Raw genomic sequence first — 17,352 nt, forward strand, 5'->3', positions numbered from 1 at the left:
TCTGTCCACAGCTGTGCGCAGAACCGCCCCAGTCGCAGGTGCTCGGCCATCACATCGCCGCAAACCCGACCCAGCTCTACCGCGACCCCGCCGGAACGCCGTCCGGTCCGCATCCGGTGCACCGTACGGGTGAACACCTCGTCGACGACCGCCGTGACCGCGTTCGGATCCGTGACAGTTCGCTGCACCCGTTCCCGCACTTCGGACTCGAAGACGTTACGCAGCTGCACAACCATCTGGGATTCGGACAATCTACCCGCCGGATCGGGTGGGCGCCCCGCATCCGGGTTGCGCCCGAACATTCGGCCCGCGGGCAGCGGCCGATCCCGATCGCCGGCGTCCACCACCCGACCGCCGACCGCCACCATCGCCCACACCTGGGACGGAGCGGCATGCTTGCGGTCCCACACCGCGAAATCCGTGCCCTTGTCGCCAGCGCCGTCGAACACCAACACACGGCCGCCCCGGTTCACCAACCGCACCGCGTGCCCCATCCCGTGCGGGCCGTACACCTCCAGCAACAGCGCCGAGGCGCCGTCACCGGCATCGAGCACCGCCCGTGCGACAGCGGCGCGATTGTCGAAACCACCCGGACGGCGACCCCTCAGGGCCGCCACCACCCGCTCACCGGAAACTCCTTCCGGACCCACCGGCCCCAGCGCGGACAGCTTCACCAGCTTCGCCCAGCCGTGCTGGCGCGCCAAGCCACCGAGGGCAACCGGGACACAGTCGTTCCGATGTCCGTCCTCGCCGTGCGGGATCCACAGTGCGTCGGTCCGGTCGACGGGAGCGACGGTCTGGTTGTCGTCGCGCCGAACCCGGGCACTGCTCTCGGCCAGTTGTTGCCATGGACGATCACCATCGCCGGACTCATCGACGGTGAACACCGCATCAGGGTCGTCCGTGGTTTCGCGCTCGATCACGACGCTGGTCAGCACCACACCGTCGCGGACCACGAACCTGCCGTGCAGGATCCGCGGCAACGGCGGGCCGCCGTCCACCGTGGAGCGGTCCTCGACCACCAGCTCCGCGGTGAAGGTACGGCTCTTCGGATCGATGGTGATACGTGTGTCCTGGAAGCGGAGAGACCGCTCGGTCAGCGGGAACCAGGCCTTGAACACGCTCTCCTTGGCCGAGACCAGCACTTGGGACCAGTGGATATCGTCCCGAGTCCCCATGGCGGCCAGCCATTGCTGTTCCCCGGGGAGGACGAGTTCTTCCGCCCCTCTGGACCGATTCAATTCGGCGTCTACGCCGATCGAACGGATCCGGTCGGTCGAGGCCGCCACCGCCAAGGCGTATCTGCCGTCCGCGCCGCGGGTGTGGGTGATACTCCCGGTCGTACCGGTCGGCCAGATCGGCATCCCGGTCGCGCCATTCCCGCGCCGCAGAATAGGCGTGTCCGGGACACCGAGCTTGTTCAATGCGCGGCGGGCGCAAGTGCGCCCATGAGTGATGTCGTACACCCGTCCCGGACGCGTGCCCGCCGTTATCAGGATCTGCTCTTCGGGCAGCAACGCGGCGGTCGGATCTTCACCGGCGATTTCCGCCGCCATGATCCCGGCAGGCAATCCTAAGCCATCGGCGATTATGCCCACCACTCCGACCGGTTCGACTCCATCAGGGGTATCGACAACAATGCCCTGCCGAATCGTAGGCACGACATTTCGCTGCTCCGGTCTCCAGCCGAGCCAATCGGCCACTGCGTGTACTTTTGCGACGTAGTCCGGTTTTACCCGGCCATAGTTGCCGAATACCTTGCTGACCAATGCCACACTGACATCAGCCCTGGTCGCCAGGTCGCCCTTCTTCACCCGTCGCATCGGACCTCGGCGCAGGTATCGCTGCACGAGTTCCTGGGGTAGTTCCCCGACAAGTTTCAGAGCGATGGGACCCATCTGATCACGGATTACCCCCTGCGTCTGTCCGATCAGTTCGGCGATCTTGCCCGGGTACAGACCTTGTCCAAGGTACAGATCGGCCAGTCGCTGTTCGGCCGGAGTCAGCCGATCCCGGTGCAGAGTCAACACATCGGATCTGGATTGAATCGCCTCCAACAACAGCAAGGCTTGCCCTTCGGTCAACATCGCTCCGGTGGAAATCCATGCCGCCAACTGCAACTGGATTTGCGAGCGCACAACCTTGACCGAAACCGGCTCCAGACCCACCTGCTCTGCAGTCTTGTCGGCAGTCAGCGACTCTGCATACAGCAGTCGGGCAATGTCCTGGTGCTTCATCGGCAACAATCGGATTCCAGCCGCCAACTGCTCCGGCGCTGCGCCCCGGATCAGGCTGGAAGCCCTGTCCCGCGCCAACGGCGCTGCTGGGAGGCCGCCGACCAGCGTAACCGGCGATTGCCCCTCTGAGCGATCGACCACGATGCCGGGCCGCTCCGCGCGCCATCCCAGCCGGCTTTCCGCCCTCCGGACTCGTTCGACGACTTCCGGATCGCCGGAGTTTGTCGCGAGAACCTTCTTGACAGTCGTTACAGACACCCCGGCTTCGGTGGCAATGTCTTCGAGTTCGACTCTCCGCAGCGGGCCCTGGCTCATATACCGCTGCACCAACTCTCGCGGAAGATTCCGCATGAGAGCTTGTGCCGTGTGGTAGAGGGATAATCTGGTTCCGCTTTCCGAACGTTCCCGGGCAACCGCCAGCTCGGCGACTGTGCAATCCCCGGCCAGGTAATGATCGAAGCATTGCTGCTGTGTCGGGGTCAATTTCGGACGAAGCCGCTCGAGCTCGACGAAGTCGTACTTGGCCACCGCTTCGACCAGTATCAATGCAGCTTCATCGGACGCCCCGCCACGCAGGTAGTTCTTGATCAGCGCCGAAGGCATCCGACTGGTCAATTCCTGCGCTATCCGATTCAGCGAATTCTCGACTTTCTTTTCGCTCGGGCTCTGCCCCTGCACGAAGTAGAGTTCGAAGAGATTCTTCGACTGATCGGGCAGTTCGGAAATATGGCGTTGTACCACCCACGGCTCGTGAATCATGATTTTTCGCAGGATTGCCGCAGCCCGAACCGGGCTGAGCTCCACACCACCTCTCGACAAAATTTCGAGAGAGTCGGCGATTCGATTCTTCATAAGATGGATCGCTTCGGGTTCTTGCCCCAGCACAATCGCCACCACCGAGGCAGGCAGATCCATCAGAAACAGCAAGTGGGCGACTTCTCTGCGCTTCCTGGGCAGTTTCTTGATCAGCCGCCGCAGTTCGGACCGATCCATTCGACGGGTTCGGCGCAGCTTCTTGCCGTACGGAGAGTCATCCTGCGCCGGGTGCACCCGCGGGATCGGTGAGTCTGCCGGGCCGCCATCGATGGTGACCGCCGAGCGCATCCCCTCGCGCAGCCGCCGGAAGCCGATCTCATCCGCAGCGGTCCGCACTCGCGCATCATTTTCCGATCCAGCCTGGGCCGCGTCGCCGAGCACCCGGTTGGCGGTGTTCTTACTCACCCCGGCTCGCAACGCTACGTCCGGTACGCCCATCCGCCGCAGCCTGCCGTTTCCGACATACCGTTCCCGCACCTCTTCCGAAAGCACCGGAGCGACAGCGACCAGAACGTTTTTCAGCGTTCGCCGGACATCATCGCGGGAAATTCCCCGTTCGGCCGCGATTGCCGTCATGGTCTTTCCCTGGTCGAGGTATCGGGTGCAGTTTTCCCGGTCTTCCTCGGAGAGATCCGCCAGCAGTGGCGTCACAAGATCCCGCTCCTGCGCATACACCGCTTCCAGCAAAAGCAGGGAGGCGCCTGCCGTCAACGTGCGCCGCCGAGCCATCGAACGTTGCCGCCGAGCCACCACATCCGCATCGACCAGCCGACCGGTCAATTGCCTGATCAGTTCGTGCAACTGTCGTCGGATCGTGTTCTCTGGGATGTCCATCACCGCGGCAATATCGGCTGCAGGCTGCCCCAGCAGCCACCGCAACAGGTACTCCTGTCGAATCGAATGCAGATCCGACATGAATTCCTGAATCTCGTTCAGGCGCAGCTGTTTGACCGCCCGCAGAATCGCTACTTCCGCGGCAACCCCGGGGAACACCTCCGCCCACCGTCCGCTTGCCGCGAGCACAGCCCGCAGCGGCCCACCGCCGGCCGTCAATATTTCCGACAGTGTCGCGCCGTGCAACTGCGACCGAATAAGCTCTCGGCGCAACTCCTCCCGAGCGCTGTCGATCACTTGCGCTACCGATTCGACATCCTCCGGCGTCCCGAGCAGTCCTGCCAACTCTTCGCGCGTATACCCCTCGACGTCGACCAGCTGCAATATCATTCGCGTCTTTTCAGGCAATCCGGCCAGTACGGGACCCAACACCATGTCCATCGAATCCGGATCGTTCTGCGCTGCACGACTACCGACTTTCGCATCTACAACCCGCGACAATGCGTCGGTGCCGCCCATGAAAAGCTGCCGGTTATTGCGGTTGTAATATTTATCGATCTGCCTGAAAGTCAATGTCGCCAGATAACCGCCGAAGTTTTCCACATCGGCTTCGGAAGCCAATACTTCGTACATTTCCGCGAAACTGTCGGCGACCAATTCTTCTATATCACTGCGTACCTTGATTTTCCGGATCAGTATCCCGCGAACCCTCGACCTGTTCCTGCGGTACAACTCCGAAAACGCAGCGGTATTCCCGGACTTGAATTCGGCTACCAGCTCCTGGTCGCGTCGGTCGCGGGCCGCGCGCGCTGCCGCCTCCTCCGGCGTCGGGTCCCGGCCGAAGGTGCGGTCGTCGGGCAACAGCCGTCGAGTCTTGTCGCCCACCTTGCCCGGGACCGGACCGGGAGTTTCCGAGCCGATACTCGGGCCCGGTCGACGCCGATCGACCGGGATGCGGGTGTCGCCGCCCGCCGCAGCCGTCCCTGCGATGCTCCCTCGAAACGGCCGGCCGGAGTCGTCCGGGGCGGGTGCGCCGGCCCCGTCGGAGCTCCGACCGGCGTCGTCGCCCCCGACATCCCAGCGACCACCCACCCACTCCGGGATGCTCACCCCTGTCGCGATCCGCTCGGCGATCGTCGGACCGGTCTCCGGATCCACCGGATCCACCGCCACACCGTCCCGGAACACGATCCCCGCATACCCCACCACGCCCTCGGGCTCGGACCAGTCCTCGTACCGAGTGTGCAGTTCCCGGTCGCCAACCCCTTCCACCACCCACACCTGGCCTTGCTCGTCGGCATACACCGCGAACAGGTGCCCACCCAGGCCTCCCCCGAAATTCACCGCCCCCAACACCACTGCACCGGCATTCGCCCGCTCCGCCATCGCTGCGACATCGGCGAAACCTTCCCAATTCCCCTTCGCCGCAACCGCAACCGCCTCCCCCGACATCCCCTCGGCGCGAACAGCCGCGTCGAACAACGACGGTGCGTCCACATCCAGGCCCAACACATCGCGGCCGAACCGCAAGGCCACCGGGCCACACAGCCGCGGCAAGCGCCGCATATCGGGGAGCAGCGGATGCGGGGAATTCGGCACAGCACCGTCGCCTGCCTCGGCAAACGCCGTCTCGGCCAGAGTGGCCAGTGCCTGTTCCTGCGCGGCGGTCACCGTGCCCCGCAACCGCAGCGGACGCTGCACGCGCACCGGTTGAACCCCGCCCTCGGTCACCACCACGACGCCGCGGCGCTCCAGGGTCCAGCCGAGCCGGAGGGCCTCGGCGCGCACCCGCCGCACCGTTTTCGGGTTGCCACCACCGCGACCGTTCAACACTCGATCCGCCGTGGCTTTCGAGACTCCTGCGTTTTTCGCTACATCGTCCAAGGTCACGCGGCGCAGGGTGCCCTGGTCGAAGTACCCCTGGACCAGGTACTCCGGCAGCTCCCCGAGCAGTGTTGGGGCGATCCGCGTCAGCTCGGTGCGGACCGTGCTCGGCTCCCGTCCTGTGCGTTTGGCGACCTCGGCCACCGATAGCCCCTGTACCAGGTACAACTCGGCGTATTGCCATTCGGTCGGCGACAGCACCGAGCGCAGCGCGGAAATCTCGTCTCCACCCGATTGCACCGCCTCCATCAGGAAAAGCGCGTCCCCGTCGGTCAACAGCCGCCCGGTCGACAATGCGGTGGCCAGACGCGGCATGAGGTAGCGCCGCATCGATTTGACCTGCCGTACCAGCAAACCGGTCCGCTCAGCGGCCTGTACGTCGGTCAGCGGCTGCGCACCCGACAACCCGGCCAACTCATGGTATTCCGGCGGCAGCAGGCCGATCGCCGCCTGCAGTGCCGATTCCTCGGCGGCCCGAACCGCCCGTTCGGCCCGAGTTCGGGGCGGGTTCTCCGCGAGTACAGCGGCATCCATCGACGGCACCGGCGACGGCCCCTCCGCGGCGTCGACGACCACGGCTCGGTGTCCGGGCGTCCAGCCATACCGGGCTGCTACTTCCCGAATCCGATCTGTGGCGCCGGAATCGGCCGAACGGCCGCTCAGCGCGTTCCGGACCGTCACGGTGGCGAATCCGGTCAGTTTTCCGATGTCTGCCAACGTGATTCGGCGTAGCGGACCATTGCCGAGGTAACGCCAGACGAGTTCGGGGTCCAGGTGCGACAGCAGCGTCTGCGCCATGGCGTACAACACCTGGACAACCGTTTCGCGCTCATGCCCCCGCTCGTCCGCGATCTGCGTCGGATTCTGCCCCTGCTCCAGATAGAGCTCGAAGTATTCCCGCTGTCGCGGTGCGAGTTCGGCCAGATACGGGGTCAACTCGGCCACATCGATCCGCGCGACCGCTTCGATCATCATCAACGCCGCGCCGTCGGCCAACCGCCCCGCGGAGGCGAAGTCCCGCAGCTGGTCGGGCACCTGACGGGCAAACCCCTGTGCGATCCGGTAGACGCTGTCCCGCACTTCGGTCCAGGCGGTGTCCGTCGCGGCTGCGATCTGCTTCATCTTGCGCTTCTGGACGAAGAACTGCTCATACAGTGCCCGGTCCGCCGTCGACAGCTGCTCCACCTGCGCCGTGAGGACATCAGGCAGTCGGCTCCGTATCTTTCGGACCACCGACACGGCGTCGCCGTCGGTGAGCGCCTTTTCGCTGTCCCGCAGGTATTTCGCCACCAGCCGAGGCGAAAGATCTCTGGTCATCAGCTGGGCGACCCGATATATCCGATCGTAGATCGTGGCCTCGGCGACACCGTCCGGGTCGTCGGTCGCCATCGCGGCCACCGACTGCCCTTCGTCGAAATGGTGCCGATAGGTGTCCAGCAGCAAGCCGGTGCCCAGCATCTGCTCCGGATGCAAACGCTGCGGATCGGCGACCACAATCTGCCACAACACCGCGGTCGCCTGCTGATCGGTCAGCAGCATCCCGCCGGACAACAGTATGTCGAGGTCTCGCGCTATCCGACTCTGCTGCGCGTAGAGCGTGGTCTCCGGGATTCCCAGGTGCTTCGCCACGATGGGGACGGGAACGTCGTGGCAGAACAGCAACCTGGCCACTTCGTGAAGGCCGGCATCCAGTTTCGGAATCAACGGTTCCAGGTCCACCGGATCGGCTGCCCGGACCACCCGCAAGCTCTTGCCACGCAATAGATAAGGGGTTCCGTCGTCTTCTTCGACGGTCGTGACCGGCGAATGCGGCGGACCGCCTTCCAGGACCACACTCGATCGGACACCGGTGTACCGCGTCTGGTAGCCGAGCCGGCGTGCTATTTCTCGTATCCGTTCCGCCGTGGCCGGAGCAACTCGTTCGCGGCGCGCCCCCAGCGCCGCCGAGACGGTGAGCTCGGAATGCCCGGAGGCGCGAACGATATCGCGCAGCTCGACCCGTCGAAGCGTGCCGCCGCCGACATAGCGTTCGGCATGGCCCACCGGAAGCCGGTCGACAACCTGACCGACAAATCGACTCAGACGATGTTGTACACCGCGAGCATCCACGCCGTACTTGCGCGCGATTTCGGCACCGGTCTTGCCATCCCGGAAATACGCAAGGAAGTATTTGCGGTCGGCCCGGTCCGGTCCGCGCACCTTCCGAGCGCACTGCATCACCAGTTCCGGTTCGTGGGCGTACACCGCTTCGAGGAACAGCATCGTCTCGTCCGGTGTCCGGCTGCGCCGCGCAAACTGCCTGCGGTGCTGTTCGAGTATTTCGGGATCGACCAATTGCCCGGCCATCTCCCGAACCAGAATCCGAATCTGATGTGCGACAACCTGTTCGGAATACCCTTTCGCCGCAGCGAGCTGGGCCACCGTATTCCCGGAGTACCACTGCCTCAGCAACTCCGACCGCAATGGGTGCAGCGATTGAAGAAAGTTCTCCAGTTCGGCGATCCAGGTGTGCACCTCCGGCTCGAGCGCGGCCACCTCCGCCGCGACCGCAGGCAGATCGCCCGGCGGCTGCCAGCCGATGGCGACCTCGGGGGCAACAGCATCCACCAGGTCCACTACTGAGCCGAGCCAGTCGCCGACATTTTCCCCATCACCCAAGCGGCCGCCTGCAATCCGGATGAACACTTTCTCGGCCTGGTCAGGTGTCAGTTTCGGATCTGCCAACAGCGAGTTGTAGAACAGCTCGCTCAACCTCAGCAGCGCCGCAGCGTCCTTCGGCTCGGTCTGCCCCGCCCGCAGCAACGGTCCGACATACCCTCCGGGCCTGCTCGTCTCATCGACCGCCCCCGGCTGCGGCGGCTGCATCAGCTGCGCGTCCGCACGCAGTGCCGCGCTCACCCGGACTGCGGCGGCGTGCAGAACCCTGCGCACCGCCATCGTGATCGTCTCGGTCTCGGCAGCAATCGCCTCGATCGTCTGTCGACGGATGAACCAGCGCCCGAAGATATCCTGTTGGTCATCGGCAAGCCGATCGGCCTGCGCAAGTACTTGTTCGAAGGTGAAATCGGACCAGTACGCCAGCTGTACCGAGACCATGGCCTCGCGAGCCGGACCGGGGGCGACCTCTCCCGACAGCCACCCTGCCAACAAGGACACCACCGTGTGCATCCGCCGCCGGACCCTGGGCACCGGAACGCCATGAGCCTCAGCGATGTCCGGTATCCGCTGTCGGTGCACGAACCAGCGAATGAAATCTTCCCGCTGTTGGCTGCCGAGCTGTTCGACATAGGCCCACAGCATCGGTCGCAGCCCGGGATCACGCTGTACCGCGTGCAACACATCCACTCCGGGCAGGAATTCCGGATTGCCCTCGAATGTTTCGGAGAACACGACATCGGGCAGCGGATACCTGGAGCCGGCAGTCGATTCCGGAAACACGGAAATGTCGAACGAATCGATCCCGCTCCCGGCGTCGACCGGGACCGGTGTGTCGCTGTCACCCGAAACGCTCCGGACAATCGGAGATGGCGGGGATTCGGGGAGCGCACCGGACAGTACCTGTTCCAACACCGACCCCAACCAGTCACCGACATCCGCCCCGTCCGGCAACCGGCCGCCGACGATACCGGCGAAGACTTCGTCGGCCTGCTCCGGCGTCAACCGGGTATCGGCCAACAGCGAGTCGTAGCAGAACTCGCTCAACCGGAACAATGCGGTGGCATTACCTGCTTGTGCAGCCCGCACCAACCGCTCGAAGTATCTTTCCGCCACTCGGTCGGTGCCGAACTCCGGGACAGCTGCAACAACAGCAGAATCCGTCAGTTCGAGATACTCGTGCAGCACATCGGACATGCGGGTCAGATTGGCGTGCAAAACATCACGCATCCGAGTCACCGCATCGCGCAACGCTTCGGCCCGGGTATCGACAATAGTCGGCTGAACCGATTCGACGACAGGCTCGCGCACTGACTGCTCGGGGCCCTCGGTATCCTCGAGATCTTGCCTGTGGAACGCTTCGAGCCTTGCTCGCAGTGCTGTCCACGTCCTCTCGGCCAGGGTTCGACCGGATCGCCCTGTGAACCCCAGCGATGTTGCCGCATCATGCGACGAAACCCCCAGCAGCAGAACCAGACTTGCGAATTTCTGCTGTTCGTCCGGAAGCTGATTCAAGGCATCCAACAGACTCGCCAGATCTACCGCAATAGCCATTGACTGTGGTGCCCGGCTATCCACTGCCGACTGCAATTGGGCATACAGTGGTGCGTCCACCGAGGGAAGCCGATCCACCCCCAACAGGAATTCCAAACCCCGGTTGCCGGGCTGCGGTTCATCGCATTCCGAGGGCACAGGCACGCCGAGTCGGGTGGCAACCTCACGGACCAGCACCCGCACCCCCCGGTGTTCCAGGCTCGCGATCGCATTCCGATAGGCCGGCATCCGATCGGCAACCTGGAACCTGGTCAGTCGCTGCCCGAACCGGAACATCACCACCTGGTGCTCCTGCGGGGTGAGCCGCGCCAGGGCACGCGCCAGCATCTGCTGATCGGCCCGGGCCAGCAGACCACCCGGAACCCCGGCCTGCGCGCGCTGCCTACCGACCAGCGCGGCCCAGACCCCGGCACGCAACAACACCAATCGCTGGTGATCGCCGAGCACATTGCGCTCGATCATCTCGAACAGTGCCGCCGCATCCCGTTCCGCGGATCCGGAGCGCAGTGCAATGCCGAACCGGCGGAAGATCTCGTCGACCAGCCGGTCCGCCTCGTCTCGGCTCAGCTGACGGACACCCGAAACTTTTCGTCGGACATCCGGTTCGAAACGTTCCCGGAGCCGATCGAACGCAGCGGGGTCGATGCTGGCGGCCGCGGCCATCTCACGTAGTTCCCGGCGCCCCGAAGCGGGTTCCGGCTCTCCGGGCCCTGCCCGGGGACCTTGCGGCGGCAGGCCTTTGATCTGGCCGGCCGGGGCCTGACCTGCCGCGATGAGGGTGGCGCGATTCCGGCCCGGCCGGTACTTGATCTTCGGCTTGCCGTTCGCAGTGAAGACGATCACCTTCACTCCGGTGATGCCGATGTTCTCCCGTTCTCGGCGCCACTCGGCGATCTGTGCCGCGCCCTTCCAGGTCCGCTTGACGCCGTTGATCTTCTCGGTCACCACTACCTGGCCGTTCACCTTCGCCACCCCGAAGGCATGCGCGCCGGCCGCACCGAACTCCATCGCGCCGGCGATCGCACCACCGCGCTCCTCGATGTAGTCGAGCACCGCTTGCAGCGAATCCAGTCCGGCCGACGGCGGATTCCACTCCCCACCGACGGCCGCCGTGTACTGTTCCTCGCTCACCCCGGCCACGTGGGCAGTGTCCGGCAGGGGCGGCAACGCCGGCCGCACCTTGGTCACGCCCTCAACGAAGTCGAGCACGAACTCCACCACTACCGCGGCGCATCCGTTGAACAACGATGTGTCGGCGACCCGGAATTCTTCCCGATCGCCCCGGGGTTCGCCGCCGAGCGAAACCGGACGGCCCAGTTTGTCCAGGAACAGGCCGAGCACCGGCTCGGTCGACACAGCGGCGGTCGGGCGGAAGTCGTCCAGCTGCTGGGTGACCGACCACCGCTCGATCCGTGCGATTCCGTCGGAGACGCGCCGCACCAACCGGTGCACCACACCGGTGTCGTCCGACGACGACGGATCGGGCGGCGTGCACACCACCACCGAAATCCCGTCCCCCAAACCAGGATCGAGGCGATCCAGCTCCGCACCGTGCTCCAGCAAAAGCGCACTCGCCTCACCGACATGCCCCAGCAGCTGAGCCCGCCGATGACCGAAGGCCGCCTCGACCTCGCTCACCGGTCGGCCCTCGAACAGCGCGGGCGCGAGCCCGAACCAGGCGACCGATGCGGGGTCTGCTCGGAGCATGGCCGCCGTCAGCTCGGCCACGGCCCGACGTTCCAAGCCACCCAGCATCCACCGGTGCAGCTCCATCCGCTCCGCCATCTCGTCGAGGTTCAGGCCTTCGACGAATCGGAGGGTGAGGTATCGCCGTTCGGGGGCGGTCAACTGCGCACCCACCACCGGATTCCGCAGGCCGAACTGCACCAGCGCCGCTCTGCTGTGCAGCTGCATCAGCTGTGACATATCCCCCGATGGGAAAGCTTGGAGCGCGTTGTCGGTTTTCCCTGCCCGCCGATCGACCTCCGCTTGGTAGCGACGGGTGGCCGCACCTTTCCGTTTCGGTGCCGACCGGTATGCGGCGACACCGTCCGAATCTTCACCTGCAAGCCGGCCCACCGCCGGGATCTCGGGTGAAGTCGAGGATCGGTGCACCGATGTCGTACTCGCATCGACAACGATTCCCGGGCGCCGACCGGCCACCCATCCCAGCCGCGCAGCCGCGGCCTTGGTCTTGGCCACAACCGCCCTAGATGCCACTCCGGGACGGTTGCTGTTGAGAATGGTGGAGGTCGTCCCTCGACTCAAACCCACGGCCTCGGCCACATCCCGGACCGTGAGCCGCCGCAATGTGCCCAGACTCGTGTAGCGCTCCAGGAATTCCGGCGCAAGCCGGCCGATCAGCAGTTCAGCCAGCCGATACAACCGCAAATCGACCCCCGGCAGGCTCAACCCCAGCAGTGCCTCCAGGTCGATCCTGGAGCTTTGCTCCTTCCCGTTCTCCCCGAAGTAGTACTCGAAGGCCATTCGGTCCTCGTCGCCCAACTCCGCCGCGAGGGGCAACAGCACGTCGCGGTCGTGCGTGTGGATCGCCTCCAGCAGGATCAAGGCGACGCTACCGGTCACCGGAGTAGCTTCGGCGGCCGTGGTCTGCTCGTCGGCGGTCTCGGTGATCGTCTTGGCTGCTGCGAATTGCCGCTTCGATGGGTAGTTCCGGGCAAGCACGGTCGCGTCTTCATCACGCAACACGGCTTCGGTGATCTCCTCCATTTCGATTACGATGTGTCCGGACTCATCGTCGAAGTATCGGTCGGTGACATGAAATTGTGTTCCGGGTGGAAATAGAACTTCATCGTCGCCTCTTATGACAAGAGGAACATATAGCATATTCCTTCCTGTCTTGCTCACTATCCGCATCTCGACGTCCGCCCTGTTTTTATGAATCGGCACGCCGTCCAGGTTCATCGTGGTAGAGGTGAAGGCTTCCTCGGTCACGGTATTTCCCGGCTGATATCGATCGAGCACTTCCGGTGAAAGGTTGTTCACGTGCCGCACCACTGGGCCTTGAAATACCGGCACTCTGCCGAGCGCCCTGACGGCTCCATCGACCACTCTCTGCCGCTCCGGCGTCAGTGGGACGGTGTGCCGATTTCGCAATTCCGCTTGCATTTCCCGGTAATCGTCCCAGCAAAGGTAACTGTCGAGGTCAAGGAAATCATCTGCTATCGATGGATTCGCATCCATCCATCTTTCCCACGCTCTCAGATATGCATGCCACTCCGGACCTTCCCGAGGTGGAGGATTTCTTGGCCATGCGAAGGATTCGACGGCATTCGAATCTGCCCGGACCCGACTCGGCACGCTATCGAAATCCGGAAAATCGACCCCGCCGAAGTCGGCCCCGAGGTTGCCGACCGGGCCGCGGTTCGCCTGGACCTCGGCGTCGAACCCTTCCAACGCTTCGCCGTTCGCATCCCGGCCGGCAGCATGGACCTCGGCGGAGTCGGGTTCGGGCTCGGGCACGACCTCCGCGCTCCGGTCCGGTGCCGCGCTCCGGTGCTGATCCGGCCGCGCCCCGATCACCCCCACTGGACCGCGGCCACCCGCCCGGTCGCCGTCCGACGGAAGGGCAGGCTTGCCGTTTTCGTCGAAGACGATGCCGTGCACCTCGCCGACGCCCTCGGCGGCCAGGCGGACCCAGTCGTCCACGTCCGTACCGCGGATCAAACCGCCCGCGGCGTTGTCGAACACGACGATCTCACCGACATGCAGGCCCAGCTCCGGATGCCGGGCGGCATAGTCTTCGGTGACCTTGAACACCGCGAACGCGTGTGCACCCTGGCCCGGAAACTCCATCGCTCCGGCGACCAGCCCACCGTGCAACCACACATGGCGCACCACCCTCGCCAGTCCTGCGGAGCCGACCCCGAATGGATCACGCGCCCAGCGGGCTTTGAAACGCGCCGCGAACTCGCCGCCGGTCATCCCGTCCACGAGGAAACGAGTGTCGTTCGGATCTGCCGCGTCGATGTTCTCCCCGGCCGCCCCGAGGAAGTCCTTGGCCTGCCACTGCACCAGCGGTCCGCAGTTCTTCCGGCCGTCATCCAGATGCGCGGCCAGATCCGCCCAACCCTCGGCGAACACGCCGTCGTTCACCACTTCGATGACGCGCTTGCCGAACACTCGCCTCGCTTGGACGGTCTCCGGGGACGGCAGTGTTTCCGGTGGGGTGCCACCGAGTGCCTCGATAGCCTTATGCACTCGGATTCGGGTCTCGGTGCTACTCCATGGATGGCCGGCAATCGCATGGGCCACGGTGGCGGCCGGGATACCCAGATAATGAGCCACCGCATGCACTGACAACCCGTCGCCGAGTTCGGCACCTGGCAGCTCGGCGAGTTCCACGATGGCCCGGCGGACCCGTTGCCGGGTTTCGGTGGACACCCCGGGCAGGTCGTGGACGACACGGTGCACGGTGGTGGCGCCGACCCCGGCATGCCGGGCCACCGCACGCAGGGTCGGACGGTCCCAGCCGGCCATGTTCGCCTCGAACTGCTGCTGTCGCACCGCTTCGGCGACGGTCCGCGCCACCGTGCGCAGCGTTTCCGCCGCCCGTTCCCGGGTGATCCCCAGCTCGTCGGCGGTCTCGGTGATCGTCTTGGCTGCTCCGAATCGGAGTATCGCGGTGTCGCGCAGCTGCGCGGGCAATGCCTCGAAGGTTTGCCAGATCGATATCGGGTTCGCTTGCGCCAGCACCCGCCGGTCGCCGTCGTCCTCCGCGGCGTCGAACATCCGCCGCTGGAAATCGGGGAGTTCGCGCAACGGGTCGATGTTCTCGAATTGCCGTGCCGATCGATAATTCCGGGCAAGCACGGTCGCGTCTTCACCACGCAACACGGTTTCGGCGATTTCCGCATAGCCATGGATACGCAGCAGGTGTCGCGCGAACTGGCTCACCACTGCGGTGTGGTGTCCCCCCAGGACAGCCGCCCACCATAGACCGTTGCCGCGGACCTCTTCCATTTCGAGCATCACATCGCCGGGAATGCGGTCACCGGGCACTATCCGATGTCGCACGGTCTCCTCGGTGCCATATCTGGCTTTTGCCGCCGCCAGCTCGGTGCGCCCGAAGATATCGATGACATCGCCGTCGGGGGTGAGTATTCCGCTGTGCGTCGTTTCCCAGTTCCCGTTCTCGAGACGGTCTATCGTGACGACATCCCATCCGGTCATGCTGCGCAGGGCACCGGCCAGAATATGGCAGGCATTCCTACCGAGCAGTTCCTCAGCCTGCCAGTCCACGACATCAGCGGTGAGAACGAGGCGGGAATGCCCGTTGCCCGTGGGAGCCTTGAGATCGAATAGTGCCGAGCCCGAGAATCCCGCGGTCATCGCATGCCGGTACCAGTCCGGTGGCACCTCCGGTGCGGCCGGCGCCGCGACTGCGCCGGTTGCCATAACCACCTCGGCGGCGGTCTCGATATCGGCGAGTTGGCGCCGAATGAACGAGCTGCTGTCGACAACGGACTGCAACTTCGCGATCGCCTGCAGATCCGCATCCGTATTCTCGGATCTGCCCCTTAGCTCGGCGACCAGCTCGTCGAGGTCGACGTCATCGGTATCGGCCTCGATATTCATCTCCCGTAGGGCCTGCCGTCGCAGCTTCCACTCTTCTCGCGCCGTCTCCTGATAATGCGATACCAGGTCCTCCAGCGCGCCGCGGGCGGCATCGCCCAGACGGCGCTCGCGATTACCGTGGCGATCGAATACAAAGCCGCGCAGCGGTATTCGTTTTTCTCGTGGCGTCGGCGCGAATTCGGTGCTGGTGGCGCCGAGGACCCCCACCCGCCGGATCCGATGACCGCTGTTGACCACAACGTAGCTGCCGTCGTCGTCCGAGTGATCGTCACAGATGACCACCGCGGCGTCAGGCCCCAATGTTCTCAAGATATCGACCACGTCGTCGTAGTCACCGAGTTCCTGTGGCTGCGAACCGAACGCGGCCGCCAACTCGAACATCGGTGCCGCGACGTCGGCGACGTCCCGATTCAGCGGGCGGATCTCCGGATTGCCGGTGACCGCCGCCGCAGTCGCCACCACCGCAGGCCCTTCGGTATTGCGGATCGGCGGATCGGTCAGCCGCAGAATCCGGGTCGAGAGCACACTCAGGAGACCGTCGAGACGGGTGATTTTCTCCTGGACAGTGTGCAGCCGGGACACCACCTCGGCTATCGCTTCGGGAGGTGGATCCGGCAGCCGCTCAGGATCCAAGCCATGCTCGGCCGCATACAGGTCACGTTCCGACCGAAGACCTTCGAAGTCCAGTTCGGCCCGCACTCGTTCGCCGTGCAGTGCGTGGAAGCGACCCGATACTTCATACACCTGCCGGTAATTCCGCAGCGCTTCCGTCAGCACCCGGATCTGCTCGGCACGAGCGGGATCGACCTCACCCGGCTGTGCCGCCCGCAGTTCCCGAAGCGCCTGCGCCAGTGATTCCGGGTCCTGCCGTTGTGGCACGAGCCCCAGAGGCGCGGCCAGGTCGAGGACGCCTTCCCGGACACCGGCCAAGGCCAAGTCCAGCGCGTAGAGCTGACGGAACTCCGCGACTCGCGCCGCCGCGCGCGCCCGAGACCCGACCACTTCGGGGCCCGAAGGCTGCCCGGGTTGCGGAGCATGCTCAGGGCTGGGCTCGTCGCGGGAACTTCCATGACGGGAACTTCCACCGTTGGAAGACCCCTGTCCCAGCGGCCGAGTCGGACTGGAAGCGCTGGCAGCCCGATCCCCCATCGGGGATGTGCGGGGTTCGGGTGGGTTCGCGGCAGGCTCGGTCGGCACGTCGACGCCCCGCCCCGCACCGAGATTCTCGTCCGGGCCACGGCGGGCCTGCACCTCGGCGTCGAACCCTTCCAACGCCGTACCCGCGGCATCCCAACCGGCCACATGCACATCTTCGGAGCCCACCCAGCCGGACTTCATCCACTTGTCGACCGCCTTACGCCGCAGCAAGCCGCCGCGGGCGTTGTCGAACACCACCACCTCGCCGACTTTCACCCGCCTGCGGCCACGCACCGACTTCGGAAGGTCGTTGAGCAACTTCGCGAACCGCTCGTCGACCCGCACCACCGCGAACGCATGACCCATGCCCTTGCCGCCTGCGGGAGCCACGCCACCCACCAGAACCCCACCGGTCAGGCGGGCATGCTCGACCATTGCCGCCAGACCGGTGGTGCCGACGCCGAACGGCTGCTCGAGCCAGCCGACGTTCATGTCTTCGACCAGGGTGACCTTGTCCATCCCGGCCAGAGCGATGCCCGGGTGGTTCACATCCCGCGGCCGCATCGCCGCCCCCACAACCCCACCCACCGCATCACGCGCGAACCACTGCACCCGCGGACCGCAGTTGAACGGACGG

At 65.1% G+C, this 17,352-nt stretch carries 1 protein-coding gene (only partly in view); it reads right to left on the reverse strand.

This entire window lies inside a single protein-coding gene on the reverse strand: locus AB4Z47_RS20060, encoding a sigma-70 family RNA polymerase sigma factor. The 62,202-nt coding sequence extends 19,945 nt beyond the window's left edge and 24,905 nt beyond its right edge, so the window shows coding positions 24,906–42,257, spanning codon 8,302 (partial) through codon 14,086 (partial); reading right to left, the first codon wholly in view occupies positions 17,349 to 17,351. Both codon boundaries (start and stop) fall beyond the window edges.

It is taken from the genome of Nocardia sp. 2TAF39 (assembly GCF_052114905.1).
GTDB lineage: Bacteria > Actinomycetota > Actinomycetes > Mycobacteriales > Mycobacteriaceae > Nocardia.